Origin of the sequence: Allobosea sp. R86505 (assembly GCF_042466375.1) — a bacterium.
Lineage (GTDB): Bacteria > Pseudomonadota > Alphaproteobacteria > Rhizobiales > Beijerinckiaceae > Allobosea.
Map to the genome: position 1 here is coordinate 4,285,366 of NZ_JAXHPY010000001.1, position 20,034 is coordinate 4,305,399.

General features: G+C 68.4%; 24 protein-coding genes. 11 read left to right on the forward strand and 13 right to left on the reverse strand.

Going from position 1 to position 20,034, the window contains the following annotated elements:
- Nucleotides 1–9 precede the first annotated feature (9 nt).
- On the reverse strand, nt 10–621 hold the full coding sequence (locus tag SJY11_RS20705; RefSeq protein ID WP_376988621.1) for a YqgE/AlgH family protein: 612 nt from the start codon (nt 619–621) through the stop codon (nt 10–12).
- 171 nt (nt 622–792) lie between these two features.
- Here SJY11_RS20705 and SJY11_RS20710 point away from each other — a divergent pair, with 171 nt between their 5' ends.
- Nucleotides 793–1,653: a protein-disulfide reductase DsbD domain-containing protein gene (locus SJY11_RS20710; RefSeq protein WP_376988622.1), complete on the forward strand. Its 861-nt coding sequence runs from the start codon at nt 793–795 to the stop codon at nt 1,651–1,653.
- Nucleotides 1,654–1,703: 50 nt separating this feature from the next.
- Nucleotides 1,704–2,189, forward strand: coding sequence for a peroxiredoxin (locus SJY11_RS20715; RefSeq protein WP_376988623.1), 486 nt, complete (start codon nt 1,704–1,706; stop codon nt 2,187–2,189).
- 135 nt (nt 2,190–2,324) lie between these two features.
- On the opposite strand, the gene SJY11_RS20720 is transcribed toward SJY11_RS20715, so the two are convergent.
- Nucleotides 2,325–2,858, reverse strand: a complete 534-nt coding sequence (locus SJY11_RS20720) for a GNAT family N-acetyltransferase (RefSeq protein WP_376988624.1) — start codon at nt 2,856–2,858, stop codon at nt 2,325–2,327.
- Nucleotides 2,859–3,025: 167 nt separating this feature from the next.
- Here SJY11_RS20720 and SJY11_RS20725 point away from each other — a divergent pair, with 167 nt between their 5' ends.
- Nucleotides 3,026–3,475 carry a GNAT family N-acetyltransferase gene (locus SJY11_RS20725; protein WP_376988625.1) on the forward strand — a complete coding sequence of 150 codons (450 nt, stop codon included), beginning with the start codon at nt 3,026–3,028 and terminating at the stop codon, nt 3,473–3,475.
- A 92-nt stretch (nt 3,476–3,567) separates the two neighbouring features.
- Nucleotides 3,568–4,062 (forward strand): YqhA family protein, encoded by a 495-nt coding sequence (locus tag SJY11_RS20730; protein ID WP_376988626.1) that lies wholly within the window; start codon nt 3,568–3,570, stop codon nt 4,060–4,062.
- Nucleotides 4,063–4,125: 63 nt separating this feature from the next.
- Here SJY11_RS20730 and SJY11_RS20735 read toward each other — a convergent pair whose 3' ends face one another.
- Nucleotides 4,126–4,488, reverse strand: a complete 363-nt coding sequence (locus SJY11_RS20735; RefSeq protein ID WP_376988627.1) for a response regulator — start codon at nt 4,486–4,488, stop codon at nt 4,126–4,128.
- Nucleotides 4,489–4,615: 127 nt separating this feature from the next.
- Here SJY11_RS20735 and SJY11_RS20740 point away from each other — a divergent pair, with 127 nt between their 5' ends.
- The gene (locus SJY11_RS20740; RefSeq protein WP_376988628.1) at nt 4,616–5,632 is read left to right on the forward strand and encodes a sensor histidine kinase; all 1,017 of its coding nucleotides are present in this window, start codon (nt 4,616–4,618) and stop codon (nt 5,630–5,632) included.
- A 50-nt stretch (nt 5,633–5,682) separates the two neighbouring features.
- Here the strand turns inward: SJY11_RS20740 and SJY11_RS20745 are convergent, their stop codons facing one another.
- The 4 genes from SJY11_RS20745 to ispH form a co-directional block, all read right to left on the reverse strand.
- Nucleotides 5,683–6,036, reverse strand: coding sequence for a hypothetical protein (locus tag SJY11_RS20745; RefSeq protein WP_376988629.1), 354 nt, complete (start codon nt 6,034–6,036; stop codon nt 5,683–5,685).
- A gap of 124 nt (nt 6,037–6,160) precedes the next feature.
- A complete protein-coding gene (rnhA, locus tag SJY11_RS20750; RefSeq protein ID WP_376988630.1) occupies nt 6,161–6,607 on the reverse strand; it encodes a ribonuclease HI in 447 nt (148 codons plus the stop codon).
- 181 nt (nt 6,608–6,788) lie between these two features.
- Nucleotides 6,789–7,754 carry a homoserine kinase gene (locus SJY11_RS20755; RefSeq protein WP_376988631.1) on the reverse strand — a complete coding sequence of 322 codons (966 nt, stop codon included), beginning with the start codon at nt 7,752–7,754 and terminating at the stop codon, nt 6,789–6,791.
- 12 nt (nt 7,755–7,766) lie between these two features.
- Nucleotides 7,767–8,786, reverse strand: a complete 1,020-nt coding sequence (gene ispH, locus SJY11_RS20760; RefSeq protein ID WP_376988632.1) for a 4-hydroxy-3-methylbut-2-enyl diphosphate reductase — start codon at nt 8,784–8,786, stop codon at nt 7,767–7,769.
- Between the two features lie 179 nt (nt 8,787–8,965).
- On the opposite strand from ispH, the gene SJY11_RS20765 reads away from it, so the two are divergent.
- Entirely contained in the window at nt 8,966–10,327 is a 1,362-nt protein-coding gene (locus tag SJY11_RS20765; protein WP_376988633.1) for an MATE family efflux transporter, read from the forward strand.
- A 91-nt stretch (nt 10,328–10,418) separates the two neighbouring features.
- Nucleotides 10,419–11,324 (forward strand): DUF937 domain-containing protein, encoded by a 906-nt coding sequence (locus SJY11_RS20770; RefSeq protein ID WP_376988634.1) that lies wholly within the window; start codon nt 10,419–10,421, stop codon nt 11,322–11,324.
- 65 nt (nt 11,325–11,389) lie between these two features.
- Here SJY11_RS20770 and SJY11_RS20775 read toward each other — a convergent pair whose 3' ends face one another.
- Entirely contained in the window at nt 11,390–11,791 is a 402-nt protein-coding gene (locus tag SJY11_RS20775) for a DUF1127 domain-containing protein (RefSeq protein WP_376988635.1), read from the reverse strand.
- Nucleotides 11,792–11,960: 169 nt separating this feature from the next.
- Here SJY11_RS20775 and SJY11_RS20780 point away from each other — a divergent pair, with 169 nt between their 5' ends.
- Nucleotides 11,961–12,842 (forward strand): LysR substrate-binding domain-containing protein, encoded by an 882-nt coding sequence (locus SJY11_RS20780; protein ID WP_069054225.1) that lies wholly within the window; start codon nt 11,961–11,963, stop codon nt 12,840–12,842.
- Nucleotides 12,843–12,856: 14 nt separating this feature from the next.
- Here the strand turns inward: SJY11_RS20780 and SJY11_RS20785 are convergent, their stop codons facing one another.
- The 4 genes from SJY11_RS20785 to SJY11_RS20800 form a co-directional block, all read right to left on the reverse strand.
- Nucleotides 12,857–13,030, reverse strand: coding sequence for a Flp family type IVb pilin (locus SJY11_RS20785; protein WP_376988636.1), 174 nt, complete (start codon nt 13,028–13,030; stop codon nt 12,857–12,859).
- A gap of 92 nt (nt 13,031–13,122) precedes the next feature.
- Nucleotides 13,123–14,520 (reverse strand): glutamate--cysteine ligase, encoded by a 1,398-nt coding sequence (locus SJY11_RS20790; protein WP_376988638.1) that lies wholly within the window; start codon nt 14,518–14,520, stop codon nt 13,123–13,125.
- Nucleotides 14,521–14,711: 191 nt separating this feature from the next.
- The gene (locus tag SJY11_RS20795) at nt 14,712–15,860 is read right to left on the reverse strand and encodes a carboxylate-amine ligase (protein WP_376988639.1); all 1,149 of its coding nucleotides are present in this window, start codon (nt 15,858–15,860) and stop codon (nt 14,712–14,714) included.
- 163 nt (nt 15,861–16,023) lie between these two features.
- Entirely contained in the window at nt 16,024–16,767 is a 744-nt protein-coding gene (locus tag SJY11_RS20800) for a 16S rRNA (uracil(1498)-N(3))-methyltransferase (protein WP_376988640.1), read from the reverse strand.
- A 233-nt stretch (nt 16,768–17,000) separates the two neighbouring features.
- On the opposite strand from SJY11_RS20800, the gene SJY11_RS20805 reads away from it, so the two are divergent.
- The 3 genes from SJY11_RS20805 to SJY11_RS20815 are packed head-to-tail and all read left to right on the forward strand — an operon-like array spanning nt 17,001 to nt 19,422.
- Nucleotides 17,001–17,462 carry a hypothetical protein gene (locus tag SJY11_RS20805; RefSeq protein WP_376988641.1) on the forward strand — a complete coding sequence of 154 codons (462 nt, stop codon included), beginning with the start codon at nt 17,001–17,003 and terminating at the stop codon, nt 17,460–17,462.
- Nucleotides 17,463–17,480: 18 nt separating this feature from the next.
- The gene (gene ubiA, locus SJY11_RS20810) at nt 17,481–18,449 is read left to right on the forward strand and encodes a 4-hydroxybenzoate octaprenyltransferase (RefSeq protein ID WP_376988642.1); all 969 of its coding nucleotides are present in this window, start codon (nt 17,481–17,483) and stop codon (nt 18,447–18,449) included.
- Nucleotides 18,400–19,422, forward strand: a complete 1,023-nt coding sequence (locus SJY11_RS20815) for a hypothetical protein (protein ID WP_376988644.1) — start codon at nt 18,400–18,402, stop codon at nt 19,420–19,422. Before ubiA ends, SJY11_RS20815 begins: the two co-directional genes overlap by 50 nt.
- 11 nt (nt 19,423–19,433) lie before the next feature.
- Here the strand turns inward: SJY11_RS20815 and SJY11_RS20820 are convergent, their stop codons facing one another.
- The gene (locus SJY11_RS20820) at nt 19,434–19,964 is read right to left on the reverse strand and encodes a DUF6101 family protein (protein WP_376988645.1); all 531 of its coding nucleotides are present in this window, start codon (nt 19,962–19,964) and stop codon (nt 19,434–19,436) included.
- Nucleotides 19,965–20,034 lie beyond the last annotated feature (70 nt).

A 20,034-nucleotide genomic window follows, 5' to 3' on the forward strand; every position in this document is an offset into this window, starting at 1 on the left:
CCAATCGCCTCAGGCGTGGCCCGCTTCGCTGGACAGGAAGGCCGGGTCGATGCCGATCTTGCCGAGCGCGCGGGTGTATTTCGTGTCGATGCCGTCGTCGAAGAGCAGGGCCTGGTCGGCGGCGCAGTGCAGCCAGCCATTGGCCTGGATCTCGGATTCGAGCTGGCCGGCGCCCCAGCCGGCATAGCCCAGCGCCAGAACGGCATTTTCGGGCCCGCTGCCGATGGCGATGGCGCGGAGGATGTCGAGTGTCGCGGTCAGGCAGATGCCGTCATCGATCGGCAGCGTCGCCGATTCGAGGAAAAAGTCGGCGGTGTGCAGCACGAAGCCGCGCTTGGTCTCGACCGGGCCGCCGCGCAGCACCTGGAGCTTCTCGGCCTGGCTCGGCAGGCGGATCAGTTCCTCGGAGGGGATGAGATCGAGCTGGACCAGGAGATCGGGGAAGCGGGTATCGGCGGCGGGCTTGTTGACGATGATGCCCATCGCGCCGTCCTCGGAATGGGCACAGACATAGACGACGCTGCGGCTGAAGCGCGTATCGGCCATGCCGGGCATGGCGATCAGGCACTGCCCGTCGAGATAGCTGCGGCCGCTGAGGCGCTGGTTCGAGCCGATCTTCATGGCGCCATGCTAGATCACTTTTCATCGCGCTGGAAACAGCCAACGCGGCGTTCCGCGCAGCCTCCTGACAGGTCGATCGCGGGGCTGTGAAACGCTCGCCGCAATGCCGATCACGCGATTGTTCGACGGAGCGGCGCGGATTCTGTCGCAATTCTCGTCTAAGCCTCGTAAATGTCTGCTGTGAAACGCATTCTCGCTCTCCTCGCGGCGCTGTCCGCCGCGCTGCCCCTGGCCGCCCTGGCGCAGGAGGCCGCGATGTCGCCCTGGTCCAAGGGTGACCACGCGTCGCTGCGTCTCATCGCGGGTGCGACCGCCGCCTCCGGAAAGCAGCGCGTCGGGATCGAGATCCTGATGGCGCCGGGCTACAAGACCTATTGGCGCAGCCCCGGCGATTTCGGCGTGCCGCCGGTGTTCGACTGGAGCGGCTCGACCAATATCGGCGGGCTCGACGTGCGCTGGCCGGCGCCGGAGCGCTTCGAGGACGGCAACGGCGATTCGCTCGGCTATGTCGGCGAGGTGGTGATCCCCGTCTCGGTCCAGCCGGTCGACCCGGCCAAGCCGGTGATGCTGGTTCTGAAGCTCGACTTCGCCGTCTGCGAGAAGATCTGCATACCCGTGAAGGGAGAGGCCAGCCTATGGCTTGAGCCGGGTGTCACCTCCGTGAGCTCGCCACGGCTGGAGAGCTTCGAGACGCGCGTGCCGGCTCCGGTCAAGCTCGGCCCTGGCCGGAACAGGCTCTCGGTGCTGGAGGCCAAGCTCGACGTCGGCGCGATCGAGCCCGGGCTTCGCCTTGTCCTGCAGGCCCCGCCGGAGGGGAAGGTCGAAGACGTCTTCATCGAGGGGGCCGGGATGTGGGCCTTCGGCAAGCCGACCCTGAGCGCCCAGCCCGACGGCACGACGGTGGCGCTGCTGCGGATCGTCGACCGGCCGAAGGGGGCCGCCGGCCCGATCCCCTTCATCATCACCGTGCGCGGAAAGCCCGCCGCGATCGAGACCCGGCTCGACCTCGACATCCCCGCCGCCAAGCCCTAATCCGTGAGCCGGGCGGCAGGCTGCCGCGACCCTTCACGGAGAACAGGCCAATGACCATCAAGGTGGGTGACAAGCTTCCCCAGGTGACGTTCCGGCTCATGGGCGCCGAGGGGCCGGTGGCCAAGACGACCGACGAGCTCTTCGTCGGCAAGACCGTCGTGCTCTTCGCCGTGCCCGGCGCCTTCACGCCGACCTGCCACAAGAACCATCTGCCGGGCTTCCTCGCCAAGGCGGCCGACATCAAGGCCAAGAACGTCGACGCGATCATGGTGACCAGCACCAACGATGTCTTCGTCATGGACGCCTGGGCCAAGGCGACCGGCGGCGCCGGCGTGATCGAGTTCCTCTCCGACGGCAATGCCGATTTCGCCAAGGCGATCGGCCTCTCGCTCGACGGCTCGGGCTTCGGGCTGGGCACCCGCTCGCAGCGCTACTCGATGATCGTCAAGGACGGCGTCGTCGCCGCGCTGAACGTCGAGGACGGCCCCGGCAAGGCCGAGATCTCCGGCGCCGAGGCGCTGCTCGAAAAGCTCTGAGCGCAGGCGTTTCCCGATCGAGCCCGCGTCGTCCGGAAGGATGGCGCGGGCTTTTTGCTGGGTGGGCGGGGGCGGCTGACTGGCTAGACAGATGCTCCCAAGGTCGCGGAAGAGGCTGTTAACCGGGGGCCCAGCCTATTCAGTCCTCATGATCTTCTCGAACTGAAATGCGTCGTCGTCCCCCGGAAATTCACCCGCTCCCGCGAGACGATGCGGATCGGGATGATATTTGTTATAGAATTCGATGATCTCGAAACCGCATTTATTGACGTAGAAGTGAATGTTTCTTTTCTCAAAGTAAGGCGTGTGCGTTTGCCAAATTCTGGTCTGCTCATATCGTTTCTCGATGGCCAACCAAGCCTTTAACCCAAGGCCGCGGCCGTGGTAGCCCGTCTTGACGAAGAGCAAATCGAGACGATTTCGCTGCGTTTCCTGATTGATCATCACGACAGCGCCGCCGATTTTTTGACCGTCAAGCAGGATGCGCAAGACGACAGAGCCGGACGCCGTGCAGGCATCGTTCAAATCCTCATCCGATGGGATCGGCCCGTCGGGCAGATCGCCAAATTCGTCGATGACCGCAACAGCGAAGGCGTCCTGAAGCTCCCTCTTGAAGGTTGCCAGGTCGCTTGAGTGACATTCGGCCAGAGTGATCAGTTCGTTCGCCATGGAGCGGGCACTATCCGAGACATCGTCAGAAATTGAGGCAACGAGGGCTGCGAACGGACCGACAACCGATTTCACTCCGCCCCCCACTGATCGATCCGATCTCGCTTCGTCATGAGACAGCCCGGCGGGCCGGCGCTAGGCTCTTCCGAGACCGCCGGAGCCATCCCATGACTGCCCTGACCATCCGCCCCCTCGCCGCCGCCGACCGCGCCGGCTGGGACCCGCTCTGGCAGGGGTACCTCACCTTCTACAAGGCGACGCTGCCGGCCGGGACAGACGACGTCACTTTCGCCCGGCTGACCGGCGGGACCGAGCCGATGGGCGGCTTCGTGGCGGAGCGCGAGGGCGCTCTGATCGGGATCGTCCACTGGGTGATCCACCGCTCCACCTGGAACAGCCGGGACATCTGCTATCTGCAGGATCTCTTCACCGCGCCCGAGGCGCGCGGCACCGGCGCAGGGCGCGGGCTGATCGAGGCTGTCCGGCAGATGGCGCAGGCCAAGGGCTGCTTCCGCGTCTACTGGCAGACGCATGAGAGCAACGCGCAGGCGCAGGCGCTCTACGACAAGGTCGCCGACAGGTCCGGCTTCATCGTCTATCGTCAGCCGCTCGGCTGAGGACCTGGCCCCGCGGGGCATGGACGCAGCGTGCGCCAGCCCCTATTCCCGGATGGTCCCGGGCGGGTGACGGGACAGGCGGGGGAACGACGATGCGTGCAGCGAGCGTGGCCATAAGGGCGGTCATCGCCCTCGCCGCCCTGGGGATGATGGCCGGCGCGCTCGTCCTGCTCGGCGAGGCCGGATTCAACGTCGTCGCGGCCGTACGCGCCATGCTCGTCCAGGATCATGCCCAGAGCACGATCTCGCTGGTGATGAAGACGATCGACGAATGCCTGTTCGCGATCATCCTGATGCTGCTCGGCACCAAGGTGCTGGCCTCCTTCGTCATCCAGGAGAGCTTCTTTGCATCGCGCAGCCTGCCGGGCTGGATCAAGCCCAGCGAGATGGGCGAACTCAAGAGCACCTTCTGCCAGGCGATCCTGGTGTTTCTGATCGTCGACTATGCGACCGATCTGGCGAGCGTCGAGACTCCGCTCGACGCGAGCTATCTCGTGCTGCCGGCGGCGATCCTGATCATCGCCGGCGCGCTGCGACTGATGCCGCACAGCATCACGGCCCACGGGCATGACGGCGCCCCGCGCTGACGAAGACGATCCGCGACAGAGCGACCACCGGGGCGCCGGCCGTCATCCGGTTCACAGCGCGCTTCAGCGGGCGGGCGGGAGCGACGCTGCCGCCGCGTCGAGCGCCGCCGACATGGCGGCGGCGCGATAGGGCTTGTCCAGGAACACGGCCGCCGCAGGCATCTGATGCGCCGCAGGCTGGATCCGCCCCGAGGTGACGATGATCGCGACGGGCGGCCAGCGATCGCGCACCGCGGCGGCCAGTTTCAAACCGTTCATCGAACCGGGCATCTCGATGTCAGTCACGAGGATGCGGATGGCCGGATGCGCTTCGAGCAGCGCAATCGCCTCGTCCGCATCGGCCGCTTCGAGCACGACATGGCCGGCATCCCTGACCATGTCGGCCAGGTCCATCCGGATCAGCGGCTCGTCGTCGACGATCAGCACGACAATTTCTGGCATGTGCGAAAACTTTCGTTAAGAAAGCAGAACGATCGTATCGCGATATAGTTCAGCGTTTTTGTTTGCAAATATGTCAGTATAGCGCAGTTATTTTTCAAATCGGCGCTGATCATTGAAAACGTTACATAATCCCAACGGTGCGACCGGGTCCGCGCAGTGGCCCCCGCGCCACCTCAGGCTGGCGATCGACGCCGCCGGCATCGCCTTGTGGTCATGGAACGTCGACAGCGACCAGTTCACCATGGACCAGCACGGCTTCGCGCTCTGGGACCTGACGCCGGCGCCCACGATCGTTTTCGAGGAACTCTCGGCCAAGATCCATCCCGCCGACCGGGACCGCGTGCGCGAGGCCTTCGCGGCGACGCGGGGCATCGTCGGTTCCTACGAGATCGATTTCCGGATCATGACCGGCGAGGTGATCAAATGGATCTCGGCGCGGGGCCAGGGCGACGACGCCGATATCGAAGGCCGGGTCATGTTCGGCGTCTTTCTCGACGTCACGGGCCGCAAGCAGGCCGAAGAGGCCAATGAACTGCTGGCCGGCGAGATGAGCCACCGGGTCAAGAACCTGCTCAGCATGGCCACGGCGCTGACCTCGATCAGTTCGCGCTCGGCGACCTCGGCCGAGCACATGGCGGGCGAACTGATCAGCCGGCTCTCGGCGCTGGGACGGGCGCATGACCTCGTCCGCCCAGTGGCGGGCCGGAAGGAAAACGGCGCCCTGCTCGGTGACCTCCTGACGATCCTGCTCGCGCCCTATGACGATGAGGCCGCGTTCAGCGGGCGCATCAGGGTGGCGGTTCCGCGCATGTCCGTGGGGGAGAGCGGCGCGACCTCGCTCGCCATGGTCCTGCACGAACTCGCGACGAACTCCGTGAAATACGGAGCCCTGTCGGCGGTGACGGGGACACTCGACGTCTCCTGCGTCGCGGAAGGAGACGAGATCGTGCTCGTCTGGACCGAGCGCGGCGGGCCGCGCATCGCCACGCCGCCCGAAACGACCGGCTATGGCAGCCGGATGCTGACGCGCAGCATGCAGTCACAGCTCAACGGCAGCGTCACGCGCGACTGGAGCGAGGACGGCGCCATCATTACCCTGCGGATCGACGCCAACCGCCTGGCCATCTGAGGCCGCTTCGACGCAAGACCTCTTCGCGAACGCGGTGGCGCGATCGGACGTCAGCGCGACGCCTTCCGGCGACAAAGCGCCGCCTCCCGTGCCGTCGCGGCGCGGACCACCCGCCTGGCGACGATCCGGACCGGAGGCCCGTCCTCGACGATGCCGCCGAGGACGATCGTGCCCTCATAGAGCCCGTGTCGCTGGTTCAGCAGCCGGATATCCGCCGGCGAGACATCCTCGAGGCGGGGGGCGGTCAGCGCATAGCGCTTGCCCGACGGCAACAGGACGACGTCCCGCGACGGGCAAGGCGCGCGTGCGCAGCGTCGCCCGTTGTCGCAGGAGACGAACAAGGCTTCCGCGACGGCCGGAAGCGGAGCCGCGAGAGCCAGAGCCAGAACGCAAAAGTGCTTCATCGCGTGCTTCCCATGCCGCCTGGCCTCGAGCGGATCAGGGTCGCGCAGCAGCGCCGCCTGCACATCCCCCATTCGAATGAAGGGATGGGGCATGGGTCCGGGCCCGGTGCTCAGGCCGCGATCGTCACCGCCCCGGCTTGAACGGCGCCATGCCGGCGCGGGCCAGTTCGTCGGCGCGCTCGTTCATCGGGTCGCCGGCATGGCCCTTGACCCATTTCCACTCGATCCTGTGCTGCTTGAGCGCGGCGTCGAGGCGCTTCCAGAGCTCCTCGTTCTTGACCGGCTTGCGGTCGGCGGTCTTCCAGCCGTTCTTCTTCCAGCCATGGATCCAGGCGGTGATGCCCTGGCGCAGATACTGGCTGTCGGTGTGGAGCGCGACGGTGCAGGGCCGCGTCAGCGATTCCAGCGCCGCGATCGCCCCCATCAGCTCCATGCGGTTGTTGGTGGTCATCGCCTCGCCGCCGGAAAGCTCCTTCTGCGTGCCCTTGTAGGACAGGATGACGCCCCAGCCGCCGGGGCCGGGGTTTCCGGAGCAGGCGCCGTCCGTCCAGACTTCCACGGCGTCAGTCATGGCAGGGTCACCGTTGGAGGGGGACCCGCGGGGAACCCCTTCCCCTTGTGGGGAGGGGCAGGGGTGGGGGTCGGGCCGCTCGGTGAGCGGTCACCAAGCAGAACCACCCCCATCCCCATACCCTTCCCCACAAGGGGGAAGGGAGGAGCCTGGGCCGGCAAGCTTTCGGACGACGTTTCGCTCATCGCCTCAGCCCGTAGTCGCGGGCATCGGCGACGCGCTGGTGGAAGGCGAGCTTGCGGTCGTATTCGAGCGGGTCATGCGGCTTGACCAGCGCGCCCGGCGGGACGTTGAGCCAGTCGACCAGCCGGGTCAGCAGGAAGCGCAGCGCCGAGCCCCGGCAGAGCTGCGGCAGCGCCTCGATCTCGGGTTCCGTCAGCGGGCGCACGCTCTCATAGCCGGCGAGCATGGCCTGGCCCTTGGTCAGGTTGAATGAGGCGTCGGCCTCGAAGCACCAGGAGTTCAGGCAGATCGCGAGATCATAGGCGAAGGCATCGGTGCAAGCGAAATAGAAGTCGATCAGCCCCGAGAGCCTGTTCTTCAGGAAGAAGACGTTGTTGGGGAAGAGGTCAGCGTGGATGACGCCGCGCGGCAGCCCTTCCGGCCAGCCGGCCTCGTGCACCGCGATCTCGGCCGCGACGCGGCCCGCGAGGCCAGCCGACACCGTGTCGGCGGCCGGCCCGGCCTGCTCGGCGAGCGGCCGCCAGCCCGGCACGGAGAGCACGTTCACCCGCTCCATGCCGAAATCGCCCCCGGCCTGGTGCAGCAGCGCCAGCCCGCGGCCGAGTTCCTGGCAATGCGTCGCGGTCGGGCGGCGCACGGAGAGGCCGTCGAGGAAGGTGACGATCGCGGCCGGGCGCCCGGCGAGCCGGCCGAGCATCTCGCCGCGGCTGTCGCTGACCGGTTGCGGGCAGATCAGCCCGCGCGCCGCCAGATGCTGCATCAGCCCGAGGAAGAAGGGCAGATCATCCGGGTTCACCCGCTTCTCGTAGAGGGTGAGGATGTAGAACCCCTCAGTCGTGTGCAGCAGGTAGTTCGAGTTCTCGACGCCCTCGGCGATGCCCTTGGCGGAGAGGAGGTCGCCGATGCCGTAGCGGGCGACGAACGCCGCCATCTCGTCATCGGGTACTTCGGTGTAGACGGCCAAAACGGTTCTCGCTCACTCGGCCGCTGCGGGCGCATCGCGCAATTCGCGCGGCAGCGGGAAGAAGACGTTCTCGTCGGCGGTGGAGACCGTCTCGACGCGGACTTCGTAACGTTCAGCGAAGGCGTCGATGATCTCCTCGACCAGCACCTCCGGCGCGCTGGCGCCGGCGGTGATGCCGAGCGTGCGGATGGCGCCGAACGCCTCCCAGTCGATCTCGTCAGTGCGCAGCACGAGCCGGGCCACCGGGCAGCCGGCGCGCTCGGCGACCTCGCGCAGGCGCTGCGAGTTCGAGGAGTTCGGCGAGCCGACGACGATCAGCGCCTCGACCTGCGGGGCGACGCGCTTGACCGCCTCCTGGCGGTTGGTGGTGGCGTAGCAGATGTCTTCCTTGTGCGGCGCGATCAGCTCCGGGAAACGCGCCTGCAGCGCCTCGACGATGCCGCGGGTGTCGTCGACCGAGAGCGTGGTCTGCGTGACATAGGCGAGCGGCTGGCCCGCGGGCGGCGTCAGCGCCGCGACATCCTCCAGCGTCTCGATCAGGGTGATCGCGCCCGGCGGCAGCTGGCCCATCGTGCCGATCACCTCGGGGTGGCCGGCATGGCCGACGAGCAGGATGTGGCGCCCGCGCTTGTGATGGACCTCGGCCTCGCGATGGACCTTGGTGACGAGCGGGCAGGTCGCGTCGATGGCGAAGAGGTTGCGGGCATTCGCCTCGGCCGGCACGGACTTGGCCACGCCATGGGCGGAGAAGATCACCGGCCGCGTCGCATCCGGCACCTGCGCCAGTTCGGAGACGAAGACGGCGCCCTTCCGCTTCAGCGATTCGACCACGTATTTGTTGTGAACGATCTCGTGGCGGACATAGACCGGGGCGCCATGCAGCGTCAGCGCCTTCTCGACCGCGTCGATTGCGCGCACGACGCCCGCGCAGAAGCCGCGCGGGGCACAGAGCAGGATATCGAGCGGCGGCTTGGTCACGCGGGGCTCCGGTTGGACAGCGGTCTTCTTTCGGCGTGGCGCGGGCGATGTCAAGAAAGGCGGGCCGCATCGCCGGGCGGCGACGATGCCCCTCGCCTGCCGGCGTGCGACAGCCTAGAGAAGGCGACGGATCCCCGCACCCTGCCTCCCGCCGGAGCCCGCCGACGCGCCATGCCAGCCGAACGCTCTCCCGCGTCGACCACCTGCACCGGCTCCCGCAGCGAGCCTGGCCGGTGAACCTCCGGGCCACGCCCCCGACGGCCGTCTTCGTCAGCGGGTCGCTGATGCGCCATGTCGCGGTCATGACCGGGACGGGCGCCGTCGGGCTGATGGCGATCTTCGTCGTCGATCTGCTGTCGCTGCTCTACGTCTCCTGGCTGGGACGGCCGGAGGCGACCGCCGGCGTCGGCTTCGCCACGATCGTCCTCTACCTGATGATCTCGATCAATATCGGGCTGATGATCGCGGTCTCGGCGCTGACGGCACGCGCACTGGGCGCCGGCGACCGCGCCGGAGCGCGGCGGATCGCCGCCTCGACGCTGGTGCTGATGGCGCTGGCGGCGCTGGCGCTGACGGCGATCGCGCTGCCCGCCCTGCCCTGGCTTCTGCGCCTGCTCGGCGCCCATGACGAATCCTACCGCGTCGCGCTCTCCTTTCTGTGGATCGTGCTGCCCTCGAACGTCCTGATGGCGCTGGGCATGGGGCTCTCGGGCGTGCTGCGCGCCGTCGGCGACGCCCGCCGTGCCATGTTCGTGACGCTGGGAGGCGGCATCGTCACCGCCGGGCTCGATCCGCTGCTGATCTTCGGCCTCGGGCTGGGGCCGGACGGTGCGGCCATCGCGATCGTGATCGCGCGCGTCGTCATCGTCGCGACCGGGCTGTATGGGGCGGTGCGGGTCCACGACATGGTCGCGCGGCCGAGCCTGGCGGGCTTGAGACGCGACGGCGCGAGCACCTTCGCCATTGCGGGACCGGCGATCCTGACCAATCTGTCGAACCCGATCGCCAATGCGGTCTTCGCCAGCATCTTCGCCCGCTTCGGCGACAGCGCGATGGCGGCGCTGGCGATCATGGACCGGCTCGTGCCGGTGGCCTTCGGCGTGCTGTTCGCGCTGACCGGGGCGGTCGGGCCGATCCTGGCGCAGAACTGGGGCGCCGGGCGCTTCGACCGGATGCGCGCCGGGCTGACCGCCTCGGTGCAGTTCGCGATTGGCTGCGTCGTCGTCGCCGGGGTGGTGCTGGCGCTGGCGCGCGGGCCGATCGCGGGCGCCTTCGGGGCGACCGGGCTGACGGCCGAGCTGCTCACCTTCTTCTGCCTCGTCGTCGGGCCGATGTGGGTGTTCGTCGGCCTGCTCTTCGTCGCCAACGCCGCCTTCAACAATCTCGGCATGCCGCTGCTGTCGACGCTGTTCAGCTGGGGGCGCGCGACGCTGGGCACGATCCCGCTGGCCTGGCTCGGCGCGCAGTATGCCGGGCCGAAGGGCGCGCTCGTCGGCTCGGCGCTCGGCGCGGTCGCCTTCGGCGTGCTGGCGCTGGTCTTCGCCTATCGCGGAATCGCCCGGCTGGAGCGGCAGGCGGCAGGCGCCGGCCGCTGAGCGGCGGGCGCCTCGCTTGCCTCGCCTCCCGACACTGCTATCGTCACAGCCTTCAGGCGGCGACAGACCGCGCAGCAGCCGGAGGTGCGCCATGATGAACCTGTTCGAGATGATGCAGCAGGCCCAGAACGGCCAGGCGATGGAGAACCTCGCGCGGCAATACGGGCTGAGCCAGATGCAGACGCAGGCCGCGATCGAGGCGCTGCTGCCCGCCTTCTCGATGGGCCTGCAGCGGCAGACCCAGGACCCTTATGCCTTCGGCTCGCTGGCGCAGATGATGACCGCCTCGCCCTTCGGCCGGATTTTCGATGCGAATGGCGACGGCATTCCCGACAATGCCCGCAGCGCCGGCACGGATGTGCTGAGCCAGCTCTTCGGCTCGAAGGAGGTCAGCAATGCGGTCGCGGCGCAGGCGGCCGCGACCAGTGGCGTCGGCCAGGCCGTGCTGAAGCAGATGCTGCCGGTGATCGCCGCGATGGTGATGGGCGGGCTGACCAAGTCCGCGCAAAGCAACGGGCTCGGCGGCATTCTCGGCCAGTTCTCCGAGATGATGCGTGGCCAGATGCCGGGGATGCAGCCGGCCCCGGCGCCGCAGCCACAGAGCCCGGCCAACCCCTTCGAGGCGATCCTCGGCAACCTGTTCGGGAACGCCCAGGCGCCCGCCGGCGGGCAGACCCAGGGCGGCGGGCCCTTCGGCGGCGGCCAGATGCCGGGCGGGCAGATGGGCATGGACCAGATGGGCGGGATGTTCGGCCAGATCCTGACCGGGATGCTCGGCGGCGCCCAGGCCCCGCCAGAGCCAGAGCGGCGCGCGGCGCGCCCGGCGCCGGAACCGGAGCCGCAAGATGAGGCACCTCCCGCCGGCGCGGGGCCGGGTGCGATCGGTCTCGACGCGCTCAACCAGATGTTCGAGACCGGGCGACAGGTGCAGGACAGCCATCAGCAGGCGATGAAGTCGATCTTCGACACGATGTTCGGCGGGCCGGGCCGGCGCTGACCGCCGGACAGAAAAAGGGCGGAGGCACGAAGCCTCCGCCCGCAGGAACGTGCAGCCCCAAGGGGTCAGGCGCTGCACGCAACCGAATGAGAGGGGGCGCCCGACAGGGCGGGCGGCTCGGCCGGGGTTCCCCGCGCCGGAGCGCGGGGCGCCGCGGCGGTTTCCGCCTGCCGGAGCGCCGCCTGACGCCGCAGCGACGCCACGCCATGACGGGCGCTGGAGCGCTCGGCCAGGATCAGCGACGGATCCGACAGCCAGGAGACCGAGAGCGCGCCGTCGAGATCGGAGCGGACGAGCCCGATGTCCTTGAGGCCGCGCTCGTCGAGTTCGCCCAGGCGCATCACCTCTCGGCGATGGATCAGGGCTTTCACTATGGCATTCACCGGCTTGAGCGTGAGGGTCACGACACGCGTGGCCCCGGCCGAGACGGACGAGAGCGACTTCGTGGCGAATGTCATGAGCAGCATGACGGCCTCCTGTGGACGGACGAGGGCGGGCATCGCGCTCCGGCCTGGACGCACCGTTTTGCAGCAGCGGATGATGCCAGGAGGTTAGCTTTCCGCTGGTCATCAGCCAAACGAATGCTTATGATCCTTGACAACACGGATATTGATGGACCGAACGCGAGGGTTTTCGATGGCTCATGTGCTCGACGCCGACCAGCTCAAGACCTTCGTGGCGATCGCCGATACCGGCTCCTTCACCCGCGCGGCCGAGATCGTGTTCAAGACGCAGTCGGCGGTCTCGATGCAGATGAAGCGGCTCGAGGAGCGCGTCGGGCGGCCTCTGTTCGGGCGCGACGGGCGCCATGCCAAGCTGACCGAGGATGGCGAGCGCCTGCTGGATTATGCGCGGCGGATCGTGCGGCTGAACCTCGAATGCGTCGCGAGCTTCACCGATGCCGACCTCAAGGGCCGCATCAGGCTCGGCGTGCCCGATGATTACGCCGACCGCTATCTGCCGGAAATCCTGGCGCGATTTGCCCGGTCAAATCCGCGCGCCGAGGTGACGGTGGTCTGCGAGCCGACGCCGATGCTGGCGGAGCGGATCGCCACCGGCGATATCGACCTCGCCATCATCACCCATGTCGAGAGCCGCGGACAGGGCGAGATCATCCGGATCGAGCCGCTGCTTTGGGTCACTTCGGCCCGGCATGGCGTGCACGAGGAGGACCCGCTGCCGCTGGCGCTGGGGCGGCCCAACTGCAACTGGCGGCAGGCGGCGGTCGACGCGCTGGAAAACAAGGGGCGGCGCTTCCGCGTGCTCTATGCAAGCTGGAACTCGACCGCGGTCGGCGCCGCCGTCGTCGCGGGGCTCGCGGTCTCCGTGCTGCCGGAGAGCGCCGTCCGGCCAGGCATGCGAATTCTGGGGCCCGGGGAGGGCTTCGCGACGCTGCCCTCCTGCAAGATCGGTCTGCTGCGGACGCGCTTCGACCCCTCGGTGCTGTCCAACGCGCTGGCGGAGCACATCATCCAGAGCCTGGACAATCTGGCGAGCTTCAAGACGGCGGCGGAGTAGGATCGAGGGGCGCTTCAGTTCAGGCCGGCCATCACCCGTGACGTCAGGTCGCCGACATTCAAGCCGATCTGAGTGATCGTCGCGATCGTCGCGACCGACATCAAGGCCGCGATGAAGGCATACTCGATGGCCGTGGCACCGCGTTGGTCCCGGCCGAAATCGGCAAGAAGGGCGACGATCCGTTTCATGACACCGGACGCTAGCGGATAATCGCAGCCAAACCGTTAACGTGATCGCTTCAAAGCCGACAAAGAGTTGGATTTTCGCCCGACGCCGCTCGCTACAGACTGAGATCCTCGAAAAGCGGCTCGATCCGCCCCTTCCAGGCGCCGCGATAGCGCTCCACCAGATCCTGCGCGAGGACCCTGTCGGCAGCAACCATGGCGTCGAGCGGATCGAGGAAACCCGTCTCGTCGGCCCCGGCCTCGTCTCGCCGTCCGCGGCGGGCGAGCCCGGACCGCGACAGGGCGAGCACCTCGCGCGCAATCTCGCGCAGGCTGCGGCCAGCGACGGTCGCGGCGAGCCCCTGCCGGGGAACCGCATCGCGCAGCGCCTGGCGATCGGCCTCGCTCCAGCCCTTGACGAGATCCCAGGCGGCGTCGAGCGACGCCTGGTCGTAGAGCAGCCCGACCCAGAACGCGGGCAGCGCATTCAGCAGTTCCGGCGGGCCGGCATCGGCACCGCGCATCTCGAGGAAGCGCTTCAGGCGCGCCTCGGGGAACAGCGTGCCGAGATGATTGGCCCAATCCGAAATCGTCGCCGTCACGCCGGGAAGCTGGAGCAGGCGTCCCGCCATGAGATCGCGGAAGGAGGCGCCCGCGACGTCGTGATAGGTGTCGCCGCGCTTGACGAAATACAGCGGCACGTCGAGCGCCCAATCGACATAGGCCTCGTAGGACATCGCCTCGTCGAAGGCGAAGGCGAGCATGCCCGAGCGGGCCTTGTCGGTGTCGCGCCAGATTTCCGAGCGCATCGACTGGAAGCCGTTGAGCTGGCCCTCCGAAAAGGGGGAGGACGCAAACAGGGCCGTGGCCAGCGGCTGCAGGGCCAGCGCCACGCGCAGCTTCCTGACCATGTCGGCCTCGGTGGCGAAATCGAGGTTCACCTGGACCGTACAGGTGCGGAACATCATGTCGAGGCCGCGCGAGCCGACCTTCGGCATGTAGTCGGCCATGATCCTGTAGCGGCTCTTCGGCATCATCGGCGTCTGGGCCCGGGTCCAGAGCGGCGAGTGACCGAGCGAGACGAAACCGATGCCATGAGGCTCGGCGACCGCCTTGAGATCGTCGAGATGGCCGGCGAGTTCCGCCGCGGTCTGGTGCAGTGTCTCGACCGGGGCGCCCGACAGCTCGAACTGGCCGCCCGGCTCCAGCGAGATGGCGCCGCCGCCATCGGGACCGGCGAGGCCGATCACATGACCGGCGTCGACGATCGGCTCCCAGCCGAGCTTGCCCTGCATCCCCTCCAGCAGATGGCAAATGCCGCCCGCGGCGGGACGTCCCCCGGCGGCCTTGCGCCCCTCATAAGGCACCGGGGAGAGGTCATCCCGGTAGAACGGGAATTTTTCGTGCTCGGTGCCGAGCCGGAAGGCCGAGGGCGGTTTCTCCCCGGCCGCGATCCAGGACATCAGTTCGGTCTTGGACCCGATCGGGGTCGAATTGGACAGGTCGCGAGCCATGGGTGCTCCGGCAGAACAACAGGACGGCCAGGCTCGCCGCGCCGGTCTGGCAAGGCGGATCTCAGGCTCCGGGTGCGCCAGACATAGGCGAGCCGCGAACCCGCGACAACGACCTTACGCCGCGCATTCGCGCGGGGGCGCCGCCCCTCCGGCGCAGGGCTCCGCCAGCCTCAGGCTGCGCCGCGCCCGTCTTACGTTCCCCGTCCCCAGCCGGTCCGGTTGAGCCGGGTCTCGGATGCGATCCAGTCGATCACGGCGGCGAGGCCCGCCGCCGGCCCACCGGCGCGGGCGCGTGCCTCCTCATAGACCGCGAGCTGGACGTCCGCGCTCGTGCCCTGCGCCGCAATCGCGCGGCAGGCTTCCAGTTCGGCGGTACAGCCCAGCGCCTGCGCGTCCTCGGCGAGGCGCGCGACGAGATCCTCCAGCAGGCTCGGCACGCTGCGCATGCTGCGGCTGGCCTCGTCCACCAGTCCGCCATGAATGCCGTAGCGCTGCGCGCGCCAGAGGTTCTCCGCCGCGATCGCACGCGAGGCGGCGGTCAGCCCGCGGTTCAGCGCGGGGTTTCGCAGCAGATGGCAAACGAGGCAGCGATAGAGCGCGGCGATGGCGAGCGTGTCGTCGAGACGCGTGCAACTGTCGGCGATCCGCAATTCGAGCGTGGGATGCTTGTCGGACGGGCGAATCGCCCACCAGAGATAGCTGGCATCCTTGATCGCACCCGCCGCGACCATGGTGTCGACATAGGCGCGGTAGTCCACCGGTTCGGCGAAGAGATCAGGGAGGCCCGTCCGCGGCAGCTCGCCATAGGCCGCGAGACGATAGCCCATCAGCCCGGTCCGTCTGCCCTGCCAGAAGGGCGAGGAGGTTGAGAGCGCCAGCAGCAGCGGCAGGAACGGCATGATGCGGGCCATCAGCCGGATGCGTTCGTCCTCGTCGGCGACCTCGACATGGACGTGCAGCCCGCAAAGCTGGTTGCGGCTGCCCAGCATCTGCAGATCGCGCATGACAGCGTCGTAGCGGGAGGCGTCGGTCGCGCGCTGCCGCGACCAGGCGGCGCTGGGATGGGTCCCGCAGGCCAGAAGCAGCATGTCGTGCTCGAGCGCCAGGCCGGCCAGGCCCGTGCGCAGAGTCGTCAGAGCCTCGCGCGCCTGGGCCATCGAGCTGCAGACCGGTGTCGCCACTTCGATCTGGGACTGCAGCATCTCGCGCTGCACTTCATCCGGAAAGGCCTCGTGAGCCGCCGCGAGGAAGGCGGGCGAGACCTTGCGCACGATCCCACGGCTCGCCGCATCGGACAGAAAGTACTCTTCCTCGATGCCGAAGCGGCAGCTCGCGTCCATGCTCTCATCCTCGTCGCGCAGGGGGCGCCGCTTGCCGGGCGATCGCCAGCGACGAATCGCGCACCCGCCAGCGGCAAGACCGGCGCGCCAGACTGCCCCCGATTGAGTCGAGAATGCGTCCCCCGCTCCGACCGAACGCAGGACGCGGGCGACCGTTCCGGTATCAGCGCGGCCAGTCGCCCCGAATGGCCTGCACCAGCGCGAGCGCGGCGACCGCCGCGGTATCGGCGCGCAGGATGCGCGGGCCGAGCGAGATCGGCAACGTACCGGGCCGCGCCAGGATGCGTTGCCGCTCGCTCTCGTCGAAGCCACCCTCCGGGCCGATCAGCACGGCGAGCGGGCCGGGCTTCGCCTGCGCCAAGGCCGCCACAGGGCTCGCCTGCGCCATCGCCTCGTCGCAGAAGACCAGCAGCCGTTCCGGCTCGAGCGCCTGCAGCGCGGCTTCGAGCGGGCACTCGGCCCGGATCTCGGGAAGGCTGAGGATGCCGCATTGCTCGGCGGCCTCGACCGCGTTGGCGCGCATGCGATCGAGATTGAGCCGCGACACCTGCGTCCGGCGGGTCAGCACGGGCTGGATCACGCCGGCGCCCATCTCGACGGCCTTCTGCGCCATGTAGTCGAGCCGTGCATGTTTCAGCGGGGCGAAGAGATAGTGCAGGTCCGGCGTCGGCGGCTGCGGCCGGGTCTGCCTGACGAGGGTGAGGCTCGCCTGCTTGCGCCCCTCGACCGTGATCGCGGCCAGCCACTCGCCGTCGCGACCGTTGAAGACGAGCACGGTGTCGTCCTGTTTCATGCGCAGGACGGAGAGCAGATAGTTGGCCTGCTCGCGCTCGAGCGGAAGGCGGGCACCGTCTGCGAGCGCAGGCTCCAGAAACAGCCTGTGGCGGGCGAAATCGGGAATCGGCATCGGTTCGAGCGCTTTCGTCGCAACAGGCGTCCTGGCCCCTCGCGGCTGCCGAACCGGCCGCACCCACGCCAAAACCGCCACATTCGCGGAGTATCGGCACGAATGCGTGGCGAGGGCCCCGTGCCGGCACGGGGCGCAAAGGACCTTGGCGCTAACACGGGCTTGCTGTTAAGGAAACCGCGAGGGCTTGTCGCCCGCGCAGGATGTGGAGCGGAAACGAGATGCGGCGCAGGATGGCTTCCGGATTGATCGCGACCATGGGCCTCGCGGCGGCGGCGCTCATCGATGCCGCGCCCGCCCGCGCCCAGGCCTCGGGCTGCGAGAAGATGCAGACGCTGCTACAGGAGCGCCAGACGCTCATCACGTCGCTCAACGCCGCGCAGAAATCCAAGCGCAAGCTCACCCCGCAGCAGGCCTGCAGCACGATGACCAAGCTGGTCAGCAACGGCGCGACCACGGTCAAGTTCGCCACGGACAACCAGGACTGGTGCCAGATTCCGCCCTCCTTCATCGAGGGCATGAAGGCCGACAACCAGAAGGCGGCGACTGTCCGCACCCAGGCCTGCAACGCGGTAAAGCAGCAGGCCGAGATGATGCGTCGCGCCCAGCAGCAGGCGCAGGGCTCCGGCAACCCCTTCGCCGGGGGCGACGCGATCACCGGCGGCGGCATGCGCATTCCGCAGGGCGCGCTCTGAGCCCGGCCTGCGTTCGCCATGTCGGTTCCGGCGCCTGGGCAACCCATCACGCCCCCTGAGACGCCGTCCCCGGACGCACCCCTGCCCGATGCCCTGACCGGGCACTGGGTCGATACGCGCGCACCGCGTCGGCTGCGGCCCTTTCTCAAGCTCGCCCGAATCGAGCGGCCGATCGGCTGGCAGCTTCTGCTGCTGCCGTGCTGGTGGTCGGCCGGCCTGGCTGCGATCGCCTCGGGAGCGCCCTTCCCGAACCTCTGGCATTGCCTGCTCTTCCTGATCGGTGCGGTCGTGATGCGCGGCGCGGGCTGCACCTTCAACGACATCGTCGACCGCAAACTCGACGCGCAGGTGGCGCGGACGCGCGGACGCCCCCTGCCCTCGGGCCAGGTCACGCCCAAGGCCGCCGCACTGTTCATGGTGGGGCTGTCCTTCGTCGGGCTTTCGGTGCTGCTGCAGTTCAACCGCTTCACCATCGCCGCCGGCATCGCCTCGCTGGCAATCGTCGCGATCTACCCGTTCATGAAGCGGATCACGAACATGCCCCAGTTCGTACTGGGGCTGGCCTTCTCCTGGGGCGGGCTGCTCGGCTGGAGCGCCGTGTTCGGGCGGCTCGATGCGCCAGCCTTCCTGATCTATGCGGCCGCGGTCGTCTGGACCGTCGGCTACGACACGATCTACGCGATGCAGGACATCGAGGACGACGTCATCGCCGGCATCAAATCGAGCGCGCGCTATTTCGGCGCGCATGGCCGAGAGGCGATCGCATTGTGCTTTGCGCTGGCGGTCCTGCTGGCCGGTTCAGCCGCCTGGAGTGCCGGCGGCGGCCCGATCGCCTATGCCGGGCTTGCCGCCTTCGCGGGCCATCTCGCCTGGCAGGTGTCGAAGCTCAAGGGGGCGAGCGCTCCGGTCGCGCTTTCGCTGTTCCGTTCGAACTGGCATGCCGGCCTGCTCCTGGCGGCGGGCTTCGCGCTGGACGGTCTATCGTAGCACATCGCGGGCCTGTCGGGGCTCTGACGGCGGCGCGCGCTGCTGCGTGGAACAGCGCCGAGCGCGGCCGCATGCGATCTTCTCGACACGACCCGGGGACGGGTTGCCGCCGCCGAGCGCCGCCGCGATACTGCCTCATATCGGGGGCTTGCCAGCCATGTCGCATTGCTTCGCAGAATTCTGCCCAGGTCGACCCGGCCCCGGACGCGCCAATCCCGTCTGGAATGCAGAGGCCTGCCAGGAGTGGGGCAGCCCGCTCGCGATCCCAGAGGGTTTGGTCAATTTCCTGCGTGCCGTCTACTACCATGGCCGCGACGGCCAGATCGCCAGCGCCGACGATGTCTACACAAAGGTCTATGCGCCCGGCTCAGAGGACGGGGACCAGTTTCCGGTCATCGGCCCCGACGCCGCGACGACGATGCGCTACGGGAACCCCCGCATGTCGCGGGACGATCCGTACAAGAAGATCTACCTCAACATTCACCCGAACTTCATCCGCATCGTCTTCGAGCGGCTGCTGGCGGCAGCGCCGACGCTGAACGATGCGATCCACAGCATGAAGCGCAACACAGAAGCCGGAGCATGGCGCCGGCCCGAGTTGATCGTGATCTACACGACGAGCCAGCCGGCGACGGACCGTTTCGTCTATATGCTGTCGCAATGGCTGACGCGACCGCCGCACCAGCTCAGGCCAGAATATTTCAGACCCGAGACGCCGGCCACCGCCATGGCCGTCCATCCGGGTGGGCGAACGCTGCCGGGCGTCTCCGTCGCGATCGACCAGAGCAAGCGCTCAAGCCATGGCGACCACATCTGCAAGGTTGTGTTCCGGAGCGTGGACTATGTTCAAAGGCAATGGCCAGGCGGCTTTGCCGGGCTCACGTTCCAGCAGTTCAAATGCGGCACCTTCGACTTTTTGCGCGAGGCCAGGATCGACCCGCGCAGGCCGTGGAACCTCGACAAGGTCGGCTGACGCCGGCGACCTCAGCGCGCCGGATCGGCGAAGACGCCGCCGCCGAACACGAGCGGTCGCTCCGGCAGTCGCCCGGGCTTGCGGCGCACGAGGAAGCGCGGCCGGCGCCCGTTCAGGAAGGAATGCCGGCGCCTGACGCGGATCGGGCCGAGCGCGAGTGGGCCGATCTGCGGAAAGGGCTCCGAGATCTGGCCGTCGCTGGTTTCGAGCAGCAGCGTCATGCCGCTGGCGCGGCCGCAGTCGCGCCAGAGCGCCACGGCATCGGCTTCGTCCACGGTTGCCACCGTGATCGAGCGGCCGTCGCCCGCCGTCAGGGCGAGCTGGAACAGCTGGTCGTCGCCCGTGGCATGGGCCAGCCGCAGCGAAACGCCGCGCCATCCGGCCGCGCCGCGCAGGATGCGGACGGAGCCGATCCGCTCGATGCGCGGACCGTCCGGCTGAGCCGGCATCGGGTTGCGGGGAACGATCGTCGGGTCGGTCGCGCTGCCGGGAAGCTGCGGCATGAAGCCGAACTCCCCGGCGGCCGGCGTGACTCTGGCCATGGATTTGACGCCTCTCTGTAATCCCTGCTGCTACGGAGCCCTCTGTGAAGTCCGGGGCTCTCGTGCTTGC

What these genes read in the sequence shown, in the direction of transcription:
- SJY11_RS20705 (WP_376988621.1), bottom strand. Translation starts at nt 621, where the DNA reads ATGAAGATCGGCTCGAACCAGCGCCTCAGCGGCCGCAGCTATCTCGAC.
- SJY11_RS20730 (WP_376988626.1), top strand. Translation starts at nt 3,568, where the DNA reads ATGCGTGCAGCGAGCGTGGCCATAAGGGCGGTCATCGCCCTCGCCGCC.
- SJY11_RS20715 (WP_376988623.1), top strand. Translation starts at nt 1,704, where the DNA reads ATGACCATCAAGGTGGGTGACAAGCTTCCCCAGGTGACGTTCCGGCTC.
- SJY11_RS20710 (WP_376988622.1), top strand. Translation starts at nt 793, where the DNA reads ATGTCTGCTGTGAAACGCATTCTCGCTCTCCTCGCGGCGCTGTCCGCC.
- SJY11_RS20790 (WP_376988638.1), bottom strand. Translation starts at nt 14,520, where the DNA reads ATGGCTCGCGACCTGTCCAATTCGACCCCGATCGGGTCCAAGACCGAA.
- SJY11_RS20785 (WP_376988636.1), bottom strand. Translation starts at nt 13,030, where the DNA reads ATGAAACGGATCGTCGCCCTTCTTGCCGATTTCGGCCGGGACCAACGC.
- SJY11_RS20745 (WP_376988629.1), bottom strand. Translation starts at nt 6,036, where the DNA reads ATGAAGCACTTTTGCGTTCTGGCTCTGGCTCTCGCGGCTCCGCTTCCG.
- SJY11_RS20820 (WP_376988645.1), bottom strand. Translation starts at nt 19,964, where the DNA reads ATGGCCAGAGTCACGCCGGCCGCCGGGGAGTTCGGCTTCATGCCGCAG.
- SJY11_RS20795 (WP_376988639.1), bottom strand. Translation starts at nt 15,860, where the DNA reads ATGGACGCGAGCTGCCGCTTCGGCATCGAGGAAGAGTACTTTCTGTCC.
- SJY11_RS20780 (WP_069054225.1), top strand. Translation starts at nt 11,961, where the DNA reads ATGGCTCATGTGCTCGACGCCGACCAGCTCAAGACCTTCGTGGCGATC.
- SJY11_RS20805 (WP_376988641.1), top strand. Translation starts at nt 17,001, where the DNA reads ATGGCTTCCGGATTGATCGCGACCATGGGCCTCGCGGCGGCGGCGCTC.
- SJY11_RS20815 (WP_376988644.1), top strand. Translation starts at nt 18,400, where the DNA reads ATGCCGGCCTGCTCCTGGCGGCGGGCTTCGCGCTGGACGGTCTATCGT.
- SJY11_RS20775 (WP_376988635.1), bottom strand. Translation starts at nt 11,791, where the DNA reads ATGCTGCTCATGACATTCGCCACGAAGTCGCTCTCGTCCGTCTCGGCC.
- SJY11_RS20720 (WP_376988624.1), bottom strand. Translation starts at nt 2,858, where the DNA reads ATGGCGAACGAACTGATCACTCTGGCCGAATGTCACTCAAGCGACCTG.
- SJY11_RS20725 (WP_376988625.1), top strand. Translation starts at nt 3,026, where the DNA reads ATGACTGCCCTGACCATCCGCCCCCTCGCCGCCGCCGACCGCGCCGGC.
- ubiA (WP_376988642.1), top strand. Translation starts at nt 17,481, where the DNA reads ATGTCGGTTCCGGCGCCTGGGCAACCCATCACGCCCCCTGAGACGCCG.
- SJY11_RS20770 (WP_376988634.1), top strand. Translation starts at nt 10,419, where the DNA reads ATGATGAACCTGTTCGAGATGATGCAGCAGGCCCAGAACGGCCAGGCG.
- SJY11_RS20800 (WP_376988640.1), bottom strand. Translation starts at nt 16,767, where the DNA reads ATGCCGATTCCCGATTTCGCCCGCCACAGGCTGTTTCTGGAGCCTGCG.
- rnhA (WP_376988630.1), bottom strand. Translation starts at nt 6,607, where the DNA reads ATGACTGACGCCGTGGAAGTCTGGACGGACGGCGCCTGCTCCGGAAAC.